We start from the raw sequence: 24,111 nt of genomic DNA on the forward strand, positions 1-24,111 counted from the left end.
TTATGTTTTCTAAGGAAGAACTTTTAGTAATAGAAGATGCATTAAAAATTGCGGATGCAGAATATATAAGATTAATTGAGGAAAATAAGAATAATAAGAATAGGATGGTAGCATTTAATAGAAAACAAAAGAAATTGTGGTTAGTTCAAAATAAGTTGAAAAAGCTTATTGAAGAAAAATAAGAGAGAAGTACTTTTATAATAATAAGGTTATAGAATTCAAAGTTGGGAGATATCTAAAGGTTTGGGTATCCCCTAATTTTTTTGTATGATTAGAGCTCAGAATATACATGTATAATAACTTTTTTATTAGAAATACTAATTAATATGTTATGTAAAAGAGTTTTCAATGAAAATTATTTATATAAGATGTTTATTATAGGAGGTATATTTAATGAGTGAAACTATACTAGAAAAAACAGAGGGGCGTGTCAGTTATCATGATTCTGTAGAAGAGATGCTAAAGAGAATTAGAGAAGATGGAATGACTAACGTATTTGATAGGTGGGCTGCTCAAGAAAAGATAAGGTGTAAGTTCTGTTTAGAAGGTTTAAGTTGTCAGTTATGTTCACAGGGGCCTTGTAGAATTAATCTTAAAGGAGAGCAACAAAAGGGTGTTTGTGGTATTGGACCAGATGCCATGGCAATGAGAAATATGCTTCTAAGAAATATTATGGGAGCAGGCACCTATGGACATCATGCATATGAAGCTTTTAGAACATTGAGAGCAACTGGAGAAGGAAAGACTCCATTTACAATCAAAGATGTTGATAAATTAAAATGGATGTGTGAAAAAGTTGGAATAAACACAAATCAAGATACAAACAAAATGGCTATACAATTAGCTGATTTTTTAGAAGCTGAAATGGGTAAAGATGTTGAAGAACCAAGTGTGATGGTAGAAGTTTTTGCTCCAAATAAGAGAAAACAAGTTTGGAAAGATCTTGATATATATCCAAATGGAGTAGTACATGATGAGCAAAATGCAGTAGCAAGCTGCTTGACAAATGTTGATGGAGATCATGTATCTTTAGCAAAAAAAGCATTAAGATTAGGGTTATCCACAATATATACTGCACAAATTGGATTAGAAATGACACAAGATATATTATTTGGAACACCTATGCCACATGAAGTAAATGTTGATTTAGGTATTATGGATCCAGGGTATGTAAATATTGTGTTTAATGGGCATCAACCTTGGCCGGGGGTAGCTACTATACAAAAGGCAAAGATGCAAGAAGTTCAACAAAGGGCAAAGGATGCTGGAGCAAAAGGAGTTAGAGTAGTAGGATCAATTGAAACAGGTCAAGAATTACTACAAAGATTTGAAGTGGATGATGTATTTGTAGGATTAATGGGTAATTGGCTTTCAATAGAACCTCTTTTAGCTACAGGAACTGTAGATGTTTTAGCTATGGAAGAAAATTGTTCACCACCTGCAATAGATTGTTATGCTGAAAAATATCAGGTAACTTTAGTAGGAGTAAGTACTATTATTAATCTTCCAGGACTTGATCATATGATTCCATATGATCCTTCAAAAGTAGATCAAATGGCAGATAACTTAATTGATTTAGCTATTGAAAACTTTAAAAAGAGAAAAGATAAAGTTACACCAAAGGTTCCTAAAATAACACAGAAAGCCATAGCAGGATTTTCAACAGAAGCAGTTTTAAAAGCATTAGGAAATAAATTGGATCCTTTAGTTGATGTAATTGCAGCAGGAAAGATTAAAGGAGTAGTTGCTTTAGCAAACTGCTCTACATTAAGAAATGGACCTCAAGATTGGAATTCAGTTAATCTAGTAAAACAGTTAATTAAAAAAGATATTTTAGTAGTAGCAGGTGGATGTGGAAATCATGCTTTAGAAGTGGCAGGACTATGTAATCTTGATGCAATAAATATGGCAGGAGAAGGATTAAAAGAAGTATGCAATATGTTAAAGATACCTCCTGTTTTAAGCTTTGGAACTTGCACAGATACAGGAAGAATATCTATGCTTGTAACTGAGCTAGCTAATCATCTTGATGTGGATGTACCACAGCTTCCAATCGCAGTAACAGCTCCTGAATGGATGGAGCAGAAAGCTACTATAGATGGAGTGTTTGCAGTAGCTTATGGAGCATATACTCATCTATCTCCAACACCATTTTTAACTGGGGCAGAAAAATTGGTAAAATTATTAACACAGGATGTTGAAGGATTAACAGGTGGGAAAATTGCATTAGGAGATGATCCAGTGCAAGTAGCAAATGATATTGAAGCACATATAATAAGCAAAAGAAAAGGTTTAGGGCTAAGTTAGATATATTTTAAAATAGCAGTTTCAACTTATTTAGGTTGACTGCTATTTTTTTATATAAGATTACATTTAAGTCGTATTGGAATTTTGTGATAACTTCACAATATACATATAGAAGTTGTTATAATGAAAATAGAAATTAAAATATCTATGGTAATTAGCTAATAATTTTATAGGGAGAGGTAAAATGGGGAGTGATTTTAATTTAGCGGAGTATATGAGTAATGGTATTGAGAATATGGTGAAAGGTGCAATGAAAGCTTCTTTAAAGAATCCAAAAGAAACTAAGTTTATATTAAAGTATTCATTATCTGTTAAGGAAGCCAAGAAGAAAAGAGATAACCTTCAGGAGAAAGGAGAGAATGTTCCTGTCTTTTTGATTTCAAGTATAACCAGTAGCTGTAATTTGTTTTGCAAGGGATGTTATGCGAGAGCAAATAAATCCTGTGGTGAAGGGTTGCAAAAGAAACAGTTATCTAGTGAGAGATGGAAAGAAATATTTAACGAAGCAAAAGATATAGGAATACCTTTTATAGTTCTTTTAGGTGGAGAACCTTTAATGAGAAAGGATATAATAGAAAAGGCAGCAAAAGTAAAGAATATTATGTTTCCCATATTCACAAATGGAATAATCTTTGATGAAAATTATTTAAAATTATTTGATAAAAGCAGGAACCTTCTTCCTATGCTTAGTATTGAAGGAGATAAAAGTCAAACTGATAATAGACGTGGAGAAGGAACTTATGATGCATTAATCAGGTTAATGGATAACCTAAATAGAAAAGGTATATTATATGGGGTATCTGTAACAGTTACTAGAGAAAATATTAACACTGTTACTGGTAAGGATTTCTTTGATGGTTTATATAAAAAAGGGTGTAAGATATTAATTTTTGTAGAATATGTTCCTGTAACGGAAGGGACTAAGTATTTAGCACCTACAGATAATGAAAGGAGCATATTGGAAAAGGGACAGCAAAAGCTTAGAGAAGAGTATAAAGATTCTATTTTTATATCATTCCCTGGTGATGAGAAATATTCAGAAGGATGTCTAGCTGCAGGTAGGGGGTTCTTTCATATAAATGTAGATGGATCAGCAGAACCATGCCCATTTTCACCATATTCAGATACTAATCTAGGTAATACTAGTTTGAGAGAAACCTTAAAATCCCCATTATTTAGAAGACTTAATGAAACTGAGATGTTAGTTGGAGAACATTATGGAGGATGTCTTCTTTTTCAAAAGGAAAGTGATGTAAAAGATTTGCTAAATATTAAGTAGTAAGAATTTAAAAGGAGTACATATGAAAAATTTAAAGCACTATTTATTTGTTTCTATCATTTTAATAATTTTATCGTTTGGGATGTTCTTTATCCATTATGAAATTTTTGGACAACTGGAAAATACCATATACTATTCTGTAATGAATATTTGTTTTATTCCAATAAATATTCTTGCTGTAACTGTGCTGTTTGACAAGCTTGCAGAAAGACGTAGTTATAATGAAAGATTAAGTAAACTAAATATGCTAGTTGGACTTTTTTTCAGCGATATTGGATACAAACTTTTAAAGATTATAGTAGCTGGAGATGAAAGTATAAAAAAAGAAAAACTAGATTTTAATGATTTGAAATCATGTGGTGATTGGTTAAGAGAATATGATCATGATATAGATTTTCAAAAGATTGATTATCAGCAATTGAAAGAGCTTGTGGTTCAGAATAGAGATGTTTTAGCCAATCTTATAAGTAATGAAAATATTTTGGAGCATGAGACTTTTGCTGATTTACTCATCGCTTTGGTACATTTAAGGGATGAGATTGTACTTGTAAGATATAAAGAATTAACTAAGGAGGATTGTGCACACCTTAAAGGGGATGTAGTTAGGGTATATAAGGCATTAACTTTTCAATGGATAAGCTATTTACAACATTTAAAGGAGTTTTATCCTTATCAATATAGTAGTTATATGAAGCTTAATCCGCTTAAACAAGAATAAAAAGATACTATTTAATCCTTTATGGTAGAGGTGCTATGAGGGATTTTTTATTTTTAAAGTATATATTCCTTCGATATCAATGATATTAACTCTAAATATAAGTGATCATCTTTTGGTTACAAGAATATATAATTTAGATATTATAGAAAGAGGAAATATAATAATATTTATATTTATTGCAACATCTTTATAAGTTAAATTGTATCATATTTAGAAAAACCAAAAATAGTATTTAACTTAGAAGGCGAGAAAAATCTAATGATATATTTATTTTATATTTATAACCTCTAGATGAAGAATGCACAACTTAGGATGGATTTCATAATTACTTAATTGTACTACAGGATGGAAGGATGAGGTTTATAATGAATGAGATTTCATTGTGTATAGATGAAATTATCTCACAAGATTTAGATGATTATGGAGATATGCTGCTGAGGCTTGCATATTCATATATGAAAAATATTTATGATGCAGAGGATGTAGTACAAGAGGTCTTTATACAATTGCTTAAAAATATAGGGGGCTTTAAAAGTAATGATCATAAAAACAATTGGCTTATTTGTGTTACAAGAAATATTTGCAAAAACAAACTAAAATCTGCTTGGTTTAGAAAACGAGCAGAATTAATAGAAATTCCATATTATGACCAATATAAAGATGGTAATGTTCTTAATAAAGTAATGCAACTTCCAGTAAAATATAGAGAAATTATTTATTTATATTATTATGAGGATTATACAACAGTGGAAATTGCATCTATTATAGATAAGAAAGAAGCAACGGTTCGTTCATTACTTAGTAGGGGAAGGAAGATATTAAAGAAAGAGTTAAAGGAGGAGTATGATTTTGAGTAAGAGATACAAAGAAGAGTTAAATAAAATTGTTATGACTGAAAATATGAAAAAAAGAATACTCCATAATGTGCTCAATGAAAATATAAAAATTCAAAGTGAGAGACCGGGAATAGAGAAATATAGCGTATTTATAAGAAAGGTAAAAATTATTGCTTTATGCTTTATAGTAGTTATATCTTTTAATGTCATGAATATGAATAATCAGTTAAATAAATATGATAGTAATAATTTAAAACAGGAAGAAATAAATGATACGAATAATGATTCTAAAGAAGTGAAAATAAGCAAATCATATGATAAAGATAAAGAGGGTACGGAGAATAGTTATATTCAAAATGATAAAATGTTAAAAGAATATGATAGTATAAATAAATATAATAGTAATGTTGAAAACTATAAGAAAAGTGATTATTCAAAATATAATGAAAGCAAAAGTAATGATAGTAATAACAATGATAGTGACAATAATGATAATAGAGACAATGATAATGATAAGAATAGGAATTATGATGGAGGGAGACTTTCAACTGTTTGTGGAAGTGGGATTAAGGAATGTAAAACACTAGAGGAAGCTGAAGATGTAATAAAATTAAAAATAAATCATATAAAAGAAATCCCTGCTGAACTTAGCATACATAATATATGTGTTATAGGAAATGATACGATTGAAATAGAATATAATTATGGGAAGGATATAGTAAAATTTAGAGCTGGGAAAGTTACTGGAGATATAAGTGGTGATTATAATGAATATGAAATTAAGAATACACATGAAATAGATGGAACTATTATATGTTTAGAGGGATATAAAAATAAAGTAGTTAATCTAGCAACTTGGAAAAAGGATGATGTATCATATTCTATTTCATCAAAAGATGGAATTAATGAAGAGTCAATAATAAATATTATTATGAGTAGTTTATATAATAAATAAGAATCAAAAAGAATACTTAGAGCAATAAAGGCTTTAAGTATTCTTTTTTGTATTATAAATGAAAAAATGCAACTATTTTCTAGTTTGAATTGTAATATTTAATGAAAGCAATATATTGGGAGGTGTTCTTTATGAATAATATTGTCAAAAAATCTGAAATAACTCATCCACAAAAGAGAATTTGGTACAATGAAATGCTGTTTTCTAATACACCAATGCACAATATAGTATCTAAAATACATATTGGTAGTAATTTAGATGTTAGGATGTTAGAGAAAGCAGTAAATTTAATTATTAAAAAAAATGATTCACTTAGATTAAAATTCTATGAGGAAAGTGGTAAATTATATCAATATGTAGATGAATATAAATTTATCAATATATCTTTTTTGGATTTTACAACTTATGGTAGTAGTGCTGAAAGTAAATTTAAAGAGTTTTGTATAAATGAAGGTGTAAAAACATTATATAAGCAAAATCAATTATTATTTAAGTTTTTTATTTACAAAATTAATGAAAAAGATATGGGAATATGCTTTTTTATACATCATCTTATTTTTGATGGAGCATCCTGTAATTTGTTGATTAAACAGCTTTCTACCATATATCAGCGATTATACAATAATGAAATTGTAGATGACAATGTTGGGAATTCATACATAAGTTTTATATCTGATGAAAGGGCGTATTTAAATTCTGAAGAATTTAAGAAAAACAAAAAATTTTGGAATGAAAAATTTTCAAATTTAAATGAAAAATCTTTATATATAAATCCCAAAAGCGCTAAGTCAAAAACAAAGTTGTTTTTGTTAGATAAAAGTAAGAATGAAGAGTTAAAAAGATTTTTGAATAAACATAAAATTTCTTTAAACAAATTTTTTGTTTCTGTTTTAAGCATATATATGAGCAGGGTATTAAATGAAAATGATATAACACTAGCTATTGCTTGCTTTAATAGGAGTAATGTGCGCCAAAGAAATACAATGGGTATGTTTACAGGAACTATGCCTTTAAGAATAAACATAGAAGATAAAAAAAGCTTTAATGAATTTTTAGAATATTTAAATGTAGAACTTAAGAATTGTTATAATAATCAAAAATATCCTTATGATTTGCTGGTACAGGATTTAGAATTAAATAAAAAAAGAGTTAATTCTCTATTTAAATGCTGTGTGAATTACTATGTACTTGAAAGCTATGAGTTAGAAAAAGGTAGCGGAAAATTTATAAGCAATAAAATTCTTTCCCAAGGGTATACAAATATTCCATTACATATATTTATTAAAGAATTAAAAAAAGAGGGAAATATTGAATTGGAAGTTCAATATAGAATAGAGGATTATACAGAGCAACAAGTTGTACAAATGGTTAAAAGTATTGGCCTTATTGCTAGTCAAATTATTAATAATTCAAATCTGAAAATATCAGAAATACAAATAGTTTCTGAAGAAGAAAAAAATATTATATTAAATGAATTTAACAATACAAAAAGAAAATATCCTAAAAATAAAACAATAAGTGAATTGTTTGAAAAAGTGGTTGATGATGCAAAAGATAAAATAGCAGTTACATCAAAAGGGAATAGTCTAACTTATGGACAGTTAAATGAAAGAGCTAACCAAATTGCATTTTTATTAAGAAAAAAAGGAATAACAAGAAATAGTATAGTTCCAATCATATGTGATAAAAGTTTAGACACAATTATAGGAATTTTAGCTATTGTAAAAAGTGGAGGAGCATATTTAGCAATAGACGAGGATTATCCTAAATCGAGAATAGAATATATGTTAGAAGAGGTTAATAGTGAAGTAGTTTTAGGAAAAAAGAATTCAGTAGATAAATTTGATTTTGAAAATAGTATTGAAATAGTAAATTATGATGATGAAGAAATATTAAATGAAAGTACATATAATTTAGATCACATCAACACTTCAGAGGATTTAATATATGTAATGTATACATCGGGTTCGACAGGAAAGCCAAAAGGAGTGTGTATAAAGCAAAGGAATGTTATAAGACTTGTTAAGAATACTAATTTCATTGAATTTGAAGAAGATGATAAAATACTTCAAACAGGATCCATTGCATTTGATGCATCTACTTTTGAAGTGTGGGGGGCCCTTCTTAATGGTAAGCAATTATTTATAGAATCAAAAGATATTATTTTAAATCCAGAATTACTTGAAAGTTATTTAAGAAAAAATAAAATTACAATATGTTGGTTTACAGCTCCATTATTTAATCAATTATGTAAAGAAAATATAAATTTATTTAGGCCATTGAGATGTTTGTTAACTGGTGGAGATGTAGTTTCACCTATTGTTGTAAGTAAATTAAAAGAGGTTAATAAGGAGTTAATAATAATTGATGGATATGGACCAACAGAAAATACTACTTTTTCAACAACTTATACTGTAAGTAGTAGTTGGGATAAAAATACACAATTACCAATTGGTAAACCAGTTGCTAATTCGACTGCTTATATAGTGGATAAGAATAATAACCTACTTCCAATAGGCGTTCCTGGAGAATTATGTGTAGGTGGAGATGGAGTTGCCAAGGGGTATTTTAATAAAGAAGAACTGACGAAAGAAAAATTTATAGAAAATCTTTATATAAAAGGGGAGATAATATATAAAACTGGAGATCTTGCAAAATGGATGCCAGATGGGAATATAGTTTTTATGGGAAGAATTGATAGTCAGGTGAAGATAAGGGGATTTAGAATAGAACTTCAAGAAATTGAAACGCAACTACTAAAATATTCAAGGCTAAAGGAAGCAATAGTAATAGATAGAAAAGATAAAATCGGTAATAAATATTTATGTGCATATGTTGTAAGTGAAGAGAGAGTTTCTTTAAAAGAAATAAAAGATTTTTTGAAAAAAGAATTACCTAATTATATGATTCCTTCATATATAGTTCAGGTTGAGAATATACCACTTAATTATAATGGAAAACTTGATAAAAAAGCATTACCTAGTCCTGATTTATCACAAAGTAATGTAGAATTTGTAAAGCCTAGAAATGAAATAGAACAAAAGCTTATGAGTATTTGGTGCAAGATATTTAACATAAATGAGATATCTATAAAAGATAACTTTTTTGAGCTAGGAGGAAATTCTTTAACAGCTGTAAATTTGGTATCTAAAATTCATAAAGAATTTAAATGTCCAATTCTTGTTACAGATGTATTTAATAAGCCTTCAATAGAAGAATTAGCTGAGTATTTGGATTCTATAAAAGTAGATAAGGGGATGATTAATGAAATTGAAAAGGTGGAAGAAAAAAAGTACTATGAAGCATCATCAGTACAAAAAAGGATATATGCAATAAACCAAGTAAATTTAAATAGTACAAACTATAATATACCTATTGCATACCTTATTAAAGGAAACTTTAATAAGGAACGTTTCGAAAAAGCAATTTGCAAGTTAATAAATAGGCATGAAACTTTAAGGACAAGTTTTCATATGTTTGATGGGAATATATTTCAAAAAATCCATTCTAAAGTGGATTTTAATGTTGAGAATATTAAAGTTCATAGTAAATTTGATGAAAATAAAATTAATGTTGAAAGATTTGTAAGACCATTTGATTTAAGTAGAGCTCCTCTTATTCATGTAAGTATTATTGAATTCGTTGATGTTTCAATTTTAATAATAGATATACATCATATAGTTTCAGATGGTGTTTCAATGAGTATAATAACAAAAGAATTATCTTCATTATACAATGATGAGAAACTTGCTGGGTTGAAATTTCAATACAAAGATTTTTCAAATTGGCAGAATAAGTTATATAAAAATGGGTTATTAGATGATCAGGAAAAGTATTGGATTCATAGGTTTGAAGGAGAAATTCCTGTGATAAATATGCCTTCAGATTACAAAAGTAAATCAGCTAAAAGTTTTGAAGGAAATAAAATAGAGTTTGAGATAAATAAAACTTTAATTCAAAAAATAAATAAGGCTATAAATAGTTTAGGCGTAACAAAATTTATGTTTTATGTAGCTGCATACAATGTGCTTTTATATAAGTATAGCAATCAAGAGGATTTGATAATAGGAATTCCGGTAGCGGGAAGAACACATGAAGATCTTAAGAACATAGTTGGTATGTTTGTTAATACATTGCCACTAAGAAATAAAGTAAGTAATGATATGAGTTTTAGAGATTTTTTAAATGAAGTTAAGGAGAACTCCTTGAAAGCTTTTGAAAACCAAAACTATGATCTTAAAAATTTAGTTGAAAAAGTAGATGTAAAAAAAGGTGATATTTTTAATGTTATTTTTTCTTTTCAAAATTTAAATATTGAGAATTTAAGTTTTAATGATGTACAAATAGAAACTTATAAATTAAAAGGCAAAGGATCAAAGTTTTCTATTTCTATGATACTTACTGAAGATAAGGAAAAAATATTAGGTGAATTAGAATATCAAACATCATTATATAAAAAAGAAACAATGGAGAATTTTGTAGAACATTATATGAATATTCTAATAAAAGTTCTAGAGGATTTAGATAGACCTATTAATAACTTTGGAGTTTTATCTAAGAAAGAGGAAAATTTAATATTAAATAAATTTAACAATACAAAAAGAAAATATGAAAAAAATAAAACAATAAAAGAATTATTTGAAGAAATAGCTGAAAAGTCAAAAAATAAAACTGCCCTTGTATCATGTGGAGAACGACTAACTTATAGACAATTAAATGAAAGGGCAAATCAGCTTGGTAATTTATTAGTAAAAAAAGGAGTGAGTAAAGAGGACATTGTTGCAATAATATGTGATAAAAGTGTAGATACAATAGTTGGAATTTTAGCTATTATAAAAAGTGGTGCGGCATATATGCCAATAGATGAAGATTACCCTGAGGCAAGAATAAATTATTTGCTTAAGGATAGCAAGAGTAAAATGATTTTGATTAAAAAACATCAATTGAAAAAAGTGAATCTAGAGAAAATAGATATAAAATTAATGGATTTAAATAGTAAAGAAATATTTAAAGAAAGTAAAGAAAACCTTAAAAATATTAATTTGCCAAATGATTTAGTATATATAATTTATACATCAGGGTCAACTGGAAACCCTAAAGGAGTATGTGTTGAAAATAAGAATTTGATTAACCTTGTAAAAAATCCTAATTATATTGAAATTAATGATAATGATAAAGTTCTTCAATCTGGATCTTTATCTTTTGATGCATCAGTATTTCAAATTTGGATTACACTCATTAAAGGCATAACATTACACTTAGAAGATAAAAGCTTAATAATAAATGGTATTAAATTAGAAAATTATATTAATCATAACAAAATAACAATAATGATTATGCCAACTCCATTATTTAATGAATATAGTGAAAGTAATGTAGGAGTATTTAAGAACTTAAGATATTTAATGGTAGGTGGAGATGTCTTATCAAGTAAGTATGTAAGTAAAATAACCAAGATGTATAAGAAACTGAAAATCTTAAATGGATATGGGCCAACAGAAAATACAGTAATTTCTACAGTATATGAAGTTGAGGAAAAGTGGGATGAAAATATAGCAATACCTATAGGAAGGCCAATATCTAATTCAACAGCCTATATAATGGATAAGAATAATAATTTACTTCCAATAGGGGTACCTGGAGAACTATGTGTAGGTGGAGATGGAATTGCAAGAGGATATTTAAATAGAAAAGATCTTACAAAAGAAAAGTTTATAGAAAATCCTTATGTAAAGGGAGAGAAAATATATAAAACTGGGGATCTTGCAAAATGGCTTCCAGATGGGAATATACATTTTATTGGGAGAATTGACTATCAAGTTAAAATTAATGGTTTTAGAATAGAACTTCAAGAAATTGAAGCAAAATTATTACAGTATTCAAAATTGAAAGAAGTAGTTGTAGTAGATAAAAAGGATGAAAGTGGGAACAAGTATTTATGTGCATATATTGTAAGTGAAGAAAAAGTTTGCTCAAAAGAAATAAAGGATTTTTTAAAGAAAGAAGTTCCAAGTTATATGATTCCTTCTTATATAATGCAGCTTGAAAGTATGCCTATTAATTCTAATGGAAAAATTGACAGAAAAGAATTGCCTACACCTAATCTAGATAATTTTAATTGTAAATATATAGCGCCTCAAAATAAATTTGAAGAAAAAATTTCAGAAGTATGGAGTAAAGTGTTGGGTATAAAAAATGTGAGCACTGATTTGAATTTCTTTGAAATTGGAGGTAACTCATTAAAAGCAATTTCAGTAGTTTCAAGACTAGCTAAAGAATTTAGTATTTCTATAAATGATATATTTAAATATCCAACCATACAAGAGTTGGCTTCAATTATTAAATTGAAAAAAGAGAGTTTAAGAGTAAATACTGAATGGGGTCATGATGAAATAGCTGTTACAGAATTTAAAGAAGGAAATCAAATTCCGAAAGATATAAAATTAGCTTATAAATCATATATAGATGATATTAAAAGATATACAGATTTGGATTTAAATAATGAAACTACATATAAAAACATTTTGCTTACAGGGGCTACAGGATATGTTGGTGTAAATATTTTAAAAGAGCTTATATTAAGGACAAATTGCAAAATACATTTGTTATTAAGAGGAGAAAATATTAAAACAGCTGAAGAGAGAATTATAGAAAAGACTAATTTCTATTTTGGAGAAGAATTTTACTTTAAATATAGGAATAGAATAAATATTTTAATGGGAAATATTTCAAGAGATAATTTGGGATTAGATATTGATACTTATGAAAAACTATCTTTAGAAATAGATTGTATAATCAATTCAGCAGCCAATGTAAAACATTATGGTAAATATGATGAGTTTTATAATATAAATGTTTTAGGAACAAAGAATTTGATTGATTTTGCTAAAAAAGGATTAATAAAAGATTTCAATCAAATATCTACTATCAGTGTTGGAAGTGGAAGTATTCATAATAAAAATTTAGTTATGTTTTCAGAATCAGATATTGATATTGGGCAAGAGTGTGATAATGTGTATGTGCGTTCAAAATTAGAAGCTGAAAAATTAGTTGAAGAAGCTGGTGAAAAGTTATTAAATACTAAAATATTTAGACTTGGAAATGTAACTTTTAATTATTCAACAGGACTATTTCAAGAGAATATAATAGAAAACGCTTTTTATAAAAATATTAAAGCATTTATTAAACTTAATTGTATACCTAAAATTAAAGAAAAGGTTTTTGATTTTTCTTATGTAGATGAATTGTCTAAAGCAGTTGTTCTTATTTTTAACAAGACAAACTTGAATAACCAAGTATTTCATATAGAAAATCCTAAAAAATTAAGTTCTATAGATTTAGCAGAGTTATTAAGAATAAGATATAAAAATATAGAAATTAAAAATATAGATGAATTTATGTCATATATTTCTTTTAGGAATAAAGATGAAAATTTAAGAGAATATATTGATGATGTTATGGTTCACCTAGGTTTACTTGAAAATAATAATTTAACAACATTTATAACTGTTAGTAATAGAACAAATTCCATTTTAAAGAAATTAGGCTTTGAATGGAGTCAATTAGATGATGAAGCTGTTAAAAGAATGCTTGATTACTGTAAAAAAGTTAACTTTTTGTAGATATCTACTTTAGAATTATTGATGTTTTTTTGTATGTGATTGACATTGTACACAATTTGTTCATACTTTTTAGTTAATTATAAGACAATTTTAATGCATAATTAATTCAATAATAAGCAAGAGATAAAAAGTAGGAGGAAGCAAAATGAACTTTTTTAAAAATAGGAAACTAGGATTTAAGATTGGATTACTTTCTGTAAGTTTTCTTGTATTTTTAGGTATAATAGGGATTACGTCAATCATTCAAATATCTTCAATTAATTCTAAACTTATGGAATTAAATGATTCTAGACTACTTCCAATTGTAGAGTTGCAAGACATAAAATCAGATATTGAATATATAAGAACAAGATCAAGTGCCTTAATGGAGAGTAGTGATGATAGTGTTAGACAAACTATAGAAGACGATATTGAAGCTAGAGTAGCTACAACAACAGAAAAATTATCAAAACATAATGATGAGGAAGAATTTCAAACTTTGCTTGAAGATTTTAATGCTTTTATAGAAGCTAAGGATAGTTTTGTGAAAAATCACGGTGTAGGTACAGTTAGAGAAACACCAGGAGCAGGAGGACCGCCAGCTAACAACGTTGAGGCAAATAAATCAAGAAGTGATATGGACGATTATGACAATGCAAAAGCAACAGTAATTCAAGATTTCGATAATATTATAGATCAACAAGTAAGTAATGCAAGTGAAACTTATAATGAAAGTAGATTCCTTTATAAAGAAACCATAGTTTCAACTATTGTGTTAATCGGTATATCTATGCTTATTTTATTAGTAATATCAGTGATAATAGCAAGGTCAATTACTGTTCCGGTTAATAGAGTTACAAAAAAGTTAAGAGAAATTTCAACTAGTGGTGGAGACTTAACACAAAGAATTGGATATGAGAGTAAAGATGAAATAGGAGAGCTTAGTAGTAGCTTTGACTTGTTTGTAGACAAGCTTCAAGGAATTATAAAAGAAGTAATTGCTTCTGCTGAAACAATAGCATCTTCAAGTGACCAATTAAGTTTGGCAACAAATGAAACTACAAAATCTTTAGAAGAAATTTCAAATACAGTAGTTGAACTATCTGCAGGTACTTCAGATTCAGCGGCAGTAGTGGAAGAAACTTATGCAGGATTAACGGAAGTAGCAAAATTTTCAGAAGCTACATCTACTGCTAGTAGAAATACAACTGTTAATAGTAAAAAGGCTAAAGCAACAGCAGAAGAAAGTGCTGTTATGATATCAGAGGTTGCATCTTCAATAACAGATATAGCTTCTTCATCAAAGGAAGTATCATCGATGATAAAACAATTGGATGATTCATCAAAGAGAATAGGAGATATAATTCAAATAATAACTTCTATTTCAGAACAAACGAATCTTTTAGCATTAAATGCAGCTATTGAAGCAGCTCGTGCAGGGGAAGCTGGGAAAGGGTTTAATGTAGTAGCAGATGAAATAAGAAATCTTGCAGATGAAAGTAATAACGCTGCTAGAGAAATATCTAATCTAGTAAAAGAAAATCAATTAAAATCAGCTTCAGCTGTAGATTCTGTTAATTTAGTTGAGGAGAAAGTAACTCAAGGAGTTAGTAAGGCTTCAGAAGTTGAAGAAAGTATAAAAAATATTATTAATAATATACAAAATATTGTAGTTCAAATAGAGCAAATAGATGAAGCAAACGATAGACAAGCAAAAAGCACTAAAGAAATGGAAAAAGCTATAAGTAATATAGCTTATACTTCAAGTGAAATGGCTGAAGGTACTGAAAATATTAGTGCTAGTGTAGAAGAGCAACTTAGTACTATGAACGAAATAGAAAGTACAACATCACAATTATCAGAAATGGCTAGTAAACTAAGAAAGTTAACTTCAGAATTTAAGGTATAGTTGTATCATTTGTCCAATAAAGTTTAATTTTCGTTGCACTTCCTGAACAAAATATCCTCTTGTTGTGTAACCATATCCAACTGTAGGCAACCCACTGTTATATACAGATGCAAAAGCAGTTGTAGAAATTGCAATGTTTATAGAATTTAAGAAATTCATATTCAATTTTCCAGTAGTATTTGTACTTTAATTGAATTACTTTATAGGCTTTTTTTGAATGAAAAAATTTAAAGGAACTTAATAATGTATCTTATAATAATTGGGCATCCTATGTGTAGAAAATATATTATTTTTTGCAAAAGTTAGGAGATGACAATTATTAATACAGTAAATAAAAAGAATGGTGAATACATTCAAGCTAAAAGTTTGAATCTATCAGAAGTTAGTAGATATTATTTATATTTTATGTTTTATAGTTTTTTAGGTTGGGCTTGGGAAAAAGTATTTATATTCATTATAGATGGAACGCTAGAAGAAAGAGGCTTTTTGCATATTCCAGTTTGTACTATTTATGGAGTTGGGGTAGCTTTAATTTTATTCTTATTTAGCAAAAGAAATTATAATATGATGACTGTTTTTGGGGGTAGTGTATTGGTAACAGGGTTATTAGAGTTTATTACATCTTGGGAGATGGAAAAACTTTTTAGAAGGATATGGTGGGATTATAGTGGATGGATATTTAATATTTATGGAAGAGTGAGTTTATTTAGTTCTATTGGCTTTGGAGTATTTGGGATCATGTTAGTATATTGGATTCATCCATTTTTATATAAAGTATTAGATAAATATTTTAGAATGAGATTTAGCTTGATTATAAGTGGTGTTTTAGGAGCTATTACCGTAATAGATTTTATATATACCATTTATAGTATATTGATAATTTAAAAAAAAGTGTAGTAATTAATATGTTTATATGTTATTATGAATAGGTAGCTGAAAAAGCTATAAATATAAGAGTTTTATTTAGGTAAATAGTTTCTCGTAATTAGAGATTATTATCAATTTAGAATCTTTAAAATAGGAGGAATTAATATGACTGATAAGACATTAATCTGTAGAGATTGTGGTAGCGAATTTGTATTCACAGTTGGAGAACAAGAATTCTACAAAGAAAAAGGATTCGAAAATGAACCAACAAGATGTGCAGATTGCAGAAGAGCTAAGAAACAACAAAACAATAGAAGATAATTTTAGATTGTTATAAGGCTATAGTGAAAACTATAGCCTTTTTTATGTGAATTAATCATTGTCAAAATCAAGTGTTTTGCAATTTGTTATATCCCAAGGGTCTTTTATATTGCTATCAAAGGTCACGTTTTTAAAAGTACTATCTTTCATATAAGTTATTTTAGCGGGTTTAGTTCCTTTGAAAGAGATATTTTTAAAATATATATCTTCATGGTAAGAATCTTTTAATCCTGCTACTAATATTGAGCTGTCTTTAGAGGTATCTACGCTACAGTTTGATACAAGAATATGTTTAAATTGAGGAAAGGTTTTTGCTGGTTTAAAGGAGCCTGCTGAATTTGAATCAGAGTAGTTTGAAGTAAATATAAACGGTTTGCCTTCTTCATCAACAATATTCTTAAGAGCAGAATCACGAAATACAATATTCTTAGCGCCACCTCCAATTCTAGCAGAGGACTTACAACGTAGTCCTGATCCCGTTCCGTTTAAAACATTATCTTCTGCCAATATATTTTGTATCCATGCAGCTGTATAGCTACCAGCAACAACGGCACCATGTCCTCGTCCAAAGTAGTTGTTGAATATCCATGCATTATCTACAGGCGTAGAACTTTCCTCACCATCATCACCTTTTCCGGCATTGAAATTTATATCATCATCACCGGTATCGAAAACGCTATTTAAAACTGTTAATCCTTTGCCGTTAAAGTCTATTCCATCTCCGTTATTGCAATCAAAAGTCTTAATTAAAGCATTATTTAGGACAACATCATTACAATTGCTTAATGAAATTGTATGTCTTGAAGGATTAATAAAAGAAAGTCCATCACCAAAATAAATATTCTTCATATTCCTTATAGAAATTAAATTTGATCGTCTGGAATAAGCGTCAGTTTCTGAAAGACCATTAGTTTTACAAAGTTTGAATTGGTTAGCAGCTAAAATTCCGTTTTCTTCAACAGTTTTTAGGCTGCTTTTTAAAGAGTTTGGAAATCCATATTCATTTTCAAAAGCAGCTTGTCTCCATCCATTTCCATCAATTGTGCCAGTACCTATAATTTTTAGGTTTTCTTCTTTATTATTTGCATTAATATAAAGGAGAGAGTAATTTGCTAGTTTATCTCTAGAATTATTATTTTTTAAATAATCCTCTGGATTTTCAGAACCAAGAAGAGTTCCATCTACTTTGAAGGTAATATTGCCTTTTAATAAAAGAGAACCAGATTTGAAGGTTTTCCCAGAGGGAAGCAATACTTGTCCACCAGGAGTGCAAGCATCTATAGCAGATTGAATTGCTTTAGTATCTAGAGTTTTCCCGTCACCTGCAGCCCCGTAATCAAGAGAATTAAATATTTTAGAAGGTTTTTCTGTAGATTGAATCACTTTGTTGCTCTCAGCTATTTCATTACCTTTATTGTCAACAGCTTTTACTATAAAACTATAGGATGTATCAGGAGTAAGACCTGAAACTTTAAAACTATGTGAGCTTATATTTACTGCTGAACTATTGCTAGGATCATTATAAAATTTTTCAATAAGTGATTTAGCTTTAAATTCACTACTATTATTTGCATTACCTATAAGATTCCCATCAATATAAATATTATAATCAACAATGTCGCTAGAGTTAGTTTGTTTATGCCATGCTAGTGTAATGCTATTATCATCGTAAGCAAGTGTTGGAACTATTAAATTATCACATGAGGATAATATTAGACTTTCTTCAGAGTTTTTCTGCGATTTAGGAAAATAAAAGAAAAGAATTAAGCAGATTAATATAGGAAAAATAATAATTCTTGATGTTAATTTATATTTCTTCATGAGTTATCATAGCCTCCTTTTACAAAGTTTATTATACACTGTAATAGAAGTGATTAACATATATTTACTGCAATTTATAAACTTGGTATATTCATATCTAGGCCAGATGAAGTTGCTTTAAATAATAAAAGGATAATAATCTATTAAAGTAAATATTTTATAAGACGATAAAGAAATGAGGTATAGAAAGGAAGGTGAATTTATGGATATAGGAGCATTATCGATGTATATGAGTCAATCATCGACTCAAAATGCGGTTTCAACATCAGTTTTAAAGATGGCCATGAATAATGGGGAAGAAATGGCAACTCAAATGACAGACATGATTGGAAAGATGGCTGTAGATACAAGTAAAGGGAATATTATTGATGTAAGAGCATAATAGAATTATATTTTCTTAGTGTAATCCACGATAAATTATCGTGGATTTTTTTAAATAAGATGAAAATTGACAATTATCGCATCTTAATGTATAATTTTGTTAAAATTTCAATGAATTTATATTCTTTGAAGACTATAAGGGGGATAATATAGGTGAAAAATATTAAAAAGGTTTTATTGTCATTAACATTATGTGGAGCGGTTATCGTTACTACAAGTAGTTTTGTATATGGGGAAACTATTAATCAAAATAATAATTCTGTTAGCAGTTTCTTTAGATCTACTGTAGATGGTGGAGATAGTTTGACTGCTAAAGATAATTATACTAAAGAAAATGTATCTATGGAAAATAGTGGACAAGCTATACAAGATAATCAAATTAAAAATAATAGTGAGGATATAGATAGAAGTATTTATGGCTTATCATATGATTCAAATACAATATTATCATCTAATGGGGATAATGTTGCGAGTTTTGTACCTGCAGAAGGTTTTCAAGAGCAAAATAAATATGTTCAAATAAAAAGAGAAAAGAAGGATATTTCTAATTCTACTTCAGATATTTCTATAATAGATTCAATGAATGATAGAACTTATCCTGGGGTTATACAGCTTGCTAATAGAAATCTTGTAGAAAATAGACCAGATATTATTTCATGTCAAAGAAAGCCAATTACGTTAAGTGTTGATTTGCCTGGAATGAGTGATGATGGGAAGACAGTAGTTAATTCTCCTACATATTCTTCGGTTAAGTCTTCTTTAAATTCTTTGTTAGAAACATGGAATACAAAATATGCACCTAGATATAGCATTCCTACAAGAATGAGCTATACTGATACAATGGTTTATAGTAAATCTCAGTTATCTACTATGTTTGGAGGTAACTTTAAAGTTTTAGAGAATGGATTAAATATAGATTTTGATTCCATATATAAAGGTGAAAAAAAGGTTATGATAGTAGCCTACAAGCAAATTTTTTATACAGCAAATGTAGACTCACCAGAGAGACCATCTGATTTATTTAGTGATAATGTAACTTATAATGACTTAGCTGTAAGAGGGGTAAATAAAGACAATCCTCCTGCATATGTTTCCAGTGTTTCATATGGTAGAACAATCTACGTTAAACTTGAAAGTAATTCTAAGAGTTCAAATGTCAAAGCTGCATTTAATGCTTTAATAGAGAATCAAGGAATAAGTACTAATGCGGAGTATCAAGATATTATAGATCAAAGTTCATTTACAGCTGTGGTTTTAGGTGGAGGAGCACAAGAGCATAATAAAATAATCACTAAAAACTTTGATGATATAAGAAATGTTATTCAAAATAATTCAGTATATAGTCCTCAAAATCCAGGATATCCAATATCATATACAACTACATTTTTAAAAGATAATAAGGTAGCGTGTGTAAATAATAAAACACAATATGTGGAGACAACCACAACAGAGCATAATGATGGGAAGATAATACTTGACCATAGTGGAGCATACGTTGCGAAATTTTATGTAACATGGGATGAGGTAAGTTATGATAAAAACGGAAATGAAGTTGTTGAACATAAATCATGGGACGGAAATGGAAAGGGTAAAACAGCTCATTTCAATACGGAAATATACTTAAAAGGAAATGCTAGAAATATTTGCGTAAGAGCAGGAGAATGTACAGGTCTTGCATGGGAGTGGTGGAGAACTGTAATAGATGAAAAAAATGTACCATTAGCTAAAGAAACGACTTTTTCTATATGGGGAACAACATTATATCCTAGTAAATCAATTCAAACTAAAATTTAAATATTATAAAATTATTATTAGGTGGAGTGGATTCTAAAAATCATACTTCACCTAATAATATTTTGAATACTAAATGTTATACCTGTAGTTTTATGGAGATTGTTTAGTAGATAAAATAATTATTAAAATATTTTTGGTAATTATAACAAATCAAATGTTATTTTAAAGAAGGAATTTACATAAATCAGCTTTAAAACACAAATAATATTGCAATAAAACAAAAAAATATTCGTTTTTTTTACCTTTTCTATTGATTTATTAAACAAATTATTGTAGCATTAAGAGTATAAAAATAAAAAAATTTCCCGTATATGCTTAGTGATAAGGTCTAAGTGTTTCTACCGGACTACCGTAAATTGTCTGACTATGGGTGTTTGTAGGTATTTGGTTTACTTTCAAGCCCCTTTGTTAATAATACAAAGGGGATTATATTTTTTTATGATACCTATAAATTCTTATCATATTCTTTTACAAAGGTTAGCAGAAGATCTAACGAAATTATTTTTTGAATGGCAGTATATAACTGTACACTTCATAAAACAGGAGGAATTCATAGTGAACAATCTATCAAAAGAATCGGTAAACAAAACTGAAGGTGGTTTATTAGAAAAGATATTCCACTTAAAAAAGAACAATACAAATGTTAAGACTGAAATATTGGCTGGAATAACAACCTTTTTTACTATGGCATATATTTTAGTTGTTAATCCTGATATTTTGAGCCAATCAGGAATGGATAAAAGTGCAGTGTTTACAGCAACAGCATTAGCTTCAGTTGTAGGAACAGTTATTATGGCTTTTTTAGCAAACTATCCATTTGGTATGGCGCCAGGTATGGGATTAAATGCTTTATTTACTTTTTCAATTTGTTTAGGAATGAACTTTTCATGGCAAACAGCTTTGGCAGCTTCATTTATAGAAGGAATTATATTTTTATTGCTTAGCGTATTTAAAGTAAGACAAGTTATTATTGATAGTATCCCTCAATCATTAAAACATGCAATTAGTATAGGGATTGGATTCTTTATAGCATTTATAGGGTTACAAGGTGGAAAGATAATCGTTGCTAATCCATCTACATTAGTTGGTATTGGTAATATGAAAGATATAACGGTATTATTAGCTTTACTTGGAGTAGTTATAATATCTGTACTGTCATACAAAAATGTAAAGGGAGCATTCATGATAGGAATGGCTGCTATTTATATACTTGGTTTAATTTTTGGTGTTGCAGAGCTTCCAAAAGGAATAGTTTCTATGCCTCCATCAGTTTCTCCAGTATTCATGCAATTTGATTTTAAGAGTGCAATGGTAATTGGAATAATTCCAGCTATTCTTTCTATGTTATTTATAGATGTATTTGATAGTATTGGTACTTTAATTGGATTAGCTTCAAAAGCAGGATATTTAGATGAAAAGGGTAATGTTAAGAATGCAGACAAAGTTTTAACAGCTGATGCTATAGGGTCAGCAGTAGGAGCTTGTTTAGGAACCTCAACTCCAGTTGCATTCGTTGAATCAGCTTCAGGAATTGCAGAAGGCGGTAGAACAGGACTTACAGGAATTGTGATAGCTGGTATGTTCTTATTATCATTATTCTTCTCGCCAATATTAACAGTTATACCTGGATATGCTACAGCTCCTGTATTAATTGTTTTAGGATGCATAATGATGGAACCAATAGCAAAGATTGATTTTTCAGATATAACAGAAGCAGTACCTGTATTCTTAACATTAATATTAACGCTTTTAACATACTCAATTACAGATGGTTTAGCATTTGGATTTATATCATATGTATTAATAAAGTTATTTACAGGTAGAGCAAAAGAAATTCCTAAAGCATTATATGTTATTTCGGCTTTGTTTGTCATATTGTTTGCTATATAAGATAAATTTATAGTAGATTAATAATTATATATAAATACAGTAAAGTCTCCTAAAGTGCAGAAATGTATTTTAGGGGATTTTTATTGTTATAATATAGGGTAAAAATATTTTTTGGTTTTATTGAACTTTTTTAAAGCTAATGCGTTTAATATATGAAAACAGCAAAAAGGGGTAAGCTATATGAATTTAGAAGATCAAAATGAAGAAAAATTAATAGCAAGAGCCAAAGATGGTGATAAATATGCATTTGAAATGCTCATAGGTAGAAATTTATCTATATTAAAGGGATATATATTAAAGCTTACCTGTAATAAAGACTTAACTGAAGAAATTCTTCAAGAAACCCTGTTATCAGCTGTTATTCATATAGATTCTTTTACTTCAAAGGCTAAATTTTCAACCTGGTTAATAAAAATTGCAACAAATAAGTATAAAGATTACTTAAGGAGAAATAAAGAAACCGATATATTATTAGATATTATTCCATCTTCCTATTCATTAGAAGAGGAAATAATTAATAAGGAAGAGTTAGAGGAAGTTTTAGAAATATTAAAATCTATGTCAAATGATAAAAGAGTTGTTTTTATATTAAAACATTACTATGGATATAGTTATGAAGAAATCAGTGCAGTGGTGAATTGTCCAGTTGGTACTGTGCGATCAAGATTGCATTATGGAATAAAAGAGATTCTTTCGAAATTTAAAGGAGGTAGATAACATGAAATCTTTTGATAATTTAGATAAAAAGATTGATAAGTATTATGAAGGTTCATTAGTTGGCACTACTTCTGATGAGTTGGAAATAAAAGAAGCTTTAGATAAGATGTCTCTTGGAAGTAATATAGATGATAAAGTATCAGTTCCTATTGATGTAAGTTTTATAGTGGAAAAGGGTCAAGAGGTAAGATTTAGTTCAAAAATTAGAAAAGCTACATTTAGATTTTTAATATTTGCCATTTTAGTATCTACTTTAGTTGGATTTGTTTATATAAAAACGTCAATAGAAGTTATGATGATATCTCAAACTATATTATTAATAGTGTTATTGATAATAAACTTTGTTCTTTTAAGGAAGAAATCAAGGAGGGAGGCACAGTGACATTAAGTACAAAAATTGCTTTAGTCTGTGCTCTTATAATTCTTATTATACAGGGAACTACTATTTTTAGAGATGCAATGAAAAAAAATATTCCTAATCCTTGGCTTTGGGGAATTATAGGATTAGTTCAAGCACCTTGGCCAACAATAATTTATTTGATATATAGAAAAAGATATTTTTCAAGAAAAAATAAAGGGGCGTAATATTAGGCCTTTTAATTATGAATTTAATAAATTTAGGTACAATACAAAAGGAGCTGTCTCCAAATGATTTAAAATCATTTGTCGGAGACGGCTCCCTTTTTTGAATTTGAAGAAATTATTCAACTTATTT

18 protein-coding genes and 1 riboswitch are annotated in these 24,111 nt (G+C 28.3%); of the genes, 16 read left to right on the forward strand and 2 right to left on the reverse strand.

The window, feature by feature from the left end:
* Nucleotides 1-2 precede the first annotated feature (2 nt).
* From FAY47_RS16250 to FAY47_RS16290, 8 genes are all read left to right on the forward strand, one after another.
* Nucleotides 3-182, forward strand: a complete 180-nt coding sequence (locus tag FAY47_RS16250) for a hypothetical protein (RefSeq protein WP_143317968.1) — start codon at nt 3-5, stop codon at nt 180-182.
* A 211-nt stretch (nt 183-393) separates the two neighbouring features.
* On the forward strand, nt 394-2,307 hold the full coding sequence (cooS, locus tag FAY47_RS16255) for an anaerobic carbon-monoxide dehydrogenase catalytic subunit (protein WP_143317970.1): 1,914 nt from the start codon (nt 394-396) through the stop codon (nt 2,305-2,307).
* Between the two features lie 184 nt (nt 2,308-2,491).
* A complete protein-coding gene (locus tag FAY47_RS16260) occupies nt 2,492-3,586 on the forward strand; it encodes a radical SAM protein (RefSeq protein ID WP_143317972.1) in 1,095 nt (364 codons plus the stop codon).
* Between the two features lie 22 nt (nt 3,587-3,608).
* Nucleotides 3,609-4,304, forward strand: a complete 696-nt coding sequence (locus tag FAY47_RS16265) for a hypothetical protein (RefSeq protein WP_143317974.1) — start codon at nt 3,609-3,611, stop codon at nt 4,302-4,304.
* Between the two features lie 365 nt (nt 4,305-4,669).
* Nucleotides 4,670-5,161, forward strand: a complete 492-nt coding sequence (locus FAY47_RS16275; RefSeq protein ID WP_143317975.1) for a sigma-70 family RNA polymerase sigma factor — start codon at nt 4,670-4,672, stop codon at nt 5,159-5,161.
* Nucleotides 5,148-6,095 carry a hypothetical protein gene (locus FAY47_RS16280; RefSeq protein ID WP_143317977.1) on the forward strand — a complete coding sequence of 316 codons (948 nt, stop codon included), beginning with the start codon at nt 5,148-5,150 and terminating at the stop codon, nt 6,093-6,095. The genes FAY47_RS16275 and FAY47_RS16280 overlap by 14 nt, the downstream gene beginning before the upstream one ends.
* 131 nt (nt 6,096-6,226) lie before the next feature.
* Nucleotides 6,227-13,717, forward strand: coding sequence for a non-ribosomal peptide synthetase (locus FAY47_RS16285; RefSeq protein ID WP_143317979.1), 7,491 nt, complete (start codon nt 6,227-6,229; stop codon nt 13,715-13,717).
* A gap of 145 nt (nt 13,718-13,862) precedes the next feature.
* Nucleotides 13,863-15,605 carry a methyl-accepting chemotaxis protein gene (locus FAY47_RS16290; RefSeq protein ID WP_143317980.1) on the forward strand — a complete coding sequence of 581 codons (1,743 nt, stop codon included), beginning with the start codon at nt 13,863-13,865 and terminating at the stop codon, nt 15,603-15,605.
* On the opposite strand, the gene FAY47_RS20425 is transcribed toward FAY47_RS16290, so the two are convergent.
* Entirely contained in the window at nt 15,588-15,764 is a 177-nt protein-coding gene (locus FAY47_RS20425; protein ID WP_185966869.1) for a hypothetical protein, read from the reverse strand. The genes FAY47_RS16290 and FAY47_RS20425 overlap by 18 nt on opposite strands.
* A gap of 150 nt (nt 15,765-15,914) precedes the next feature.
* Between FAY47_RS20425 and FAY47_RS16295 the strand changes: the two genes are divergently transcribed.
* Complete coding sequence (locus tag FAY47_RS16295; protein WP_143317982.1) at nt 15,915-16,490, forward strand: putative ABC transporter permease; 576 nt, start codon at nt 15,915-15,917, stop codon at nt 16,488-16,490.
* Nucleotides 16,491-16,637: 147 nt separating this feature from the next.
* On the forward strand, nt 16,638-16,793 hold the full coding sequence (locus tag FAY47_RS16300) for a zinc-ribbon domain-containing protein (RefSeq protein WP_143317983.1): 156 nt from the start codon (nt 16,638-16,640) through the stop codon (nt 16,791-16,793).
* A 51-nt stretch (nt 16,794-16,844) separates the two neighbouring features.
* Here the strand turns inward: FAY47_RS16300 and FAY47_RS16305 are convergent, their stop codons facing one another.
* Nucleotides 16,845-18,614 (reverse strand): glycoside hydrolase family 28 protein, encoded by a 1,770-nt coding sequence (locus FAY47_RS16305; protein ID WP_143317985.1) that lies wholly within the window; start codon nt 18,612-18,614, stop codon nt 16,845-16,847.
* A 175-nt stretch (nt 18,615-18,789) separates the two neighbouring features.
* On the opposite strand from FAY47_RS16305, the gene FAY47_RS16310 reads away from it, so the two are divergent.
* From FAY47_RS16310 to FAY47_RS16335, 6 genes are all read left to right on the forward strand, one after another.
* Nucleotides 18,790-18,996, forward strand: coding sequence for a YjfB family protein (locus tag FAY47_RS16310; protein ID WP_243129645.1), 207 nt, complete (start codon nt 18,790-18,792; stop codon nt 18,994-18,996).
* A gap of 152 nt (nt 18,997-19,148) precedes the next feature.
* Nucleotides 19,149-20,789 carry a thiol-activated cytolysin family protein gene (locus FAY47_RS16315; protein WP_279232123.1) on the forward strand — a complete coding sequence of 547 codons (1,641 nt, stop codon included), beginning with the start codon at nt 19,149-19,151 and terminating at the stop codon, nt 20,787-20,789.
* 285 nt (nt 20,790-21,074) lie between these two features.
* Nucleotides 21,075-21,176, forward strand: a riboswitch (purine riboswitch).
* Nucleotides 21,177-21,344: 168 nt separating this feature from the next.
* Nucleotides 21,345-22,679: an NCS2 family permease gene (locus FAY47_RS16320; RefSeq protein ID WP_143317986.1), complete on the forward strand. Its 1,335-nt coding sequence runs from the start codon at nt 21,345-21,347 to the stop codon at nt 22,677-22,679.
* Nucleotides 22,680-22,859: 180 nt separating this feature from the next.
* On the forward strand, nt 22,860-23,396 hold the full coding sequence (gene sigY / locus FAY47_RS16325) for an RNA polymerase sigma factor SigY (protein ID WP_143317988.1): 537 nt from the start codon (nt 22,860-22,862) through the stop codon (nt 23,394-23,396).
* A gap of 1 nt (nt 23,397) precedes the next feature.
* A complete protein-coding gene (locus FAY47_RS16330) occupies nt 23,398-23,778 on the forward strand; it encodes a hypothetical protein (protein ID WP_143317990.1) in 381 nt (126 codons plus the stop codon).
* Entirely contained in the window at nt 23,775-23,981 is a 207-nt protein-coding gene (locus FAY47_RS16335; RefSeq protein WP_143317991.1) for a sigma-Y antisigma factor component, read from the forward strand. Before FAY47_RS16330 ends, FAY47_RS16335 begins: the two co-directional genes overlap by 4 nt.
* Nucleotides 23,982-24,111 lie beyond the last annotated feature (130 nt).

Origin of the sequence: Clostridium sp. HBUAS56017 (assembly GCF_007115085.1) — a bacterium.
GTDB lineage: Bacteria > Bacillota > Clostridia > Clostridiales > Clostridiaceae > Clostridium > Clostridium cibarium.

Coding starts and splice junctions, on each gene's coding strand:
- FAY47_RS16250 (WP_143317968.1), top strand. CDS start 3: ATGTTTTCTAAGGAAGAACTTTTAGTAATAGAAGATGCATTAAAAATT.
- FAY47_RS16290 (WP_143317980.1), top strand. CDS start 13,863: ATGAACTTTTTTAAAAATAGGAAACTAGGATTTAAGATTGGATTACTT.
- FAY47_RS16265 (WP_143317974.1), top strand. CDS start 3,609: ATGAAAAATTTAAAGCACTATTTATTTGTTTCTATCATTTTAATAATT.
- FAY47_RS16260 (WP_143317972.1), top strand. CDS start 2,492: ATGGGGAGTGATTTTAATTTAGCGGAGTATATGAGTAATGGTATTGAG.
- cooS (WP_143317970.1), top strand. CDS start 394: ATGAGTGAAACTATACTAGAAAAAACAGAGGGGCGTGTCAGTTATCAT.
- FAY47_RS16330 (WP_143317990.1), top strand. CDS start 23,398: ATGAAATCTTTTGATAATTTAGATAAAAAGATTGATAAGTATTATGAA.
- FAY47_RS16310 (WP_243129645.1), top strand. CDS start 18,790: ATGAGGTATAGAAAGGAAGGTGAATTTATGGATATAGGAGCATTATCG.
- sigY (WP_143317988.1), top strand. CDS start 22,860: ATGAATTTAGAAGATCAAAATGAAGAAAAATTAATAGCAAGAGCCAAA.
- FAY47_RS16300 (WP_143317983.1), top strand. CDS start 16,638: ATGACTGATAAGACATTAATCTGTAGAGATTGTGGTAGCGAATTTGTA.
- FAY47_RS16275 (WP_143317975.1), top strand. CDS start 4,670: ATGAATGAGATTTCATTGTGTATAGATGAAATTATCTCACAAGATTTA.
- FAY47_RS16295 (WP_143317982.1), top strand. CDS start 15,915: ATGACAATTATTAATACAGTAAATAAAAAGAATGGTGAATACATTCAA.
- FAY47_RS20425 (WP_185966869.1), bottom strand. CDS start 15,764: ATGAATTTCTTAAATTCTATAAACATTGCAATTTCTACAACTGCTTTT.
- FAY47_RS16280 (WP_143317977.1), top strand. CDS start 5,148: ATGATTTTGAGTAAGAGATACAAAGAAGAGTTAAATAAAATTGTTATG.
- FAY47_RS16285 (WP_143317979.1), top strand. CDS start 6,227: ATGAATAATATTGTCAAAAAATCTGAAATAACTCATCCACAAAAGAGA.
- FAY47_RS16305 (WP_143317985.1), bottom strand. CDS start 18,614: ATGAAGAAATATAAATTAACATCAAGAATTATTATTTTTCCTATATTA.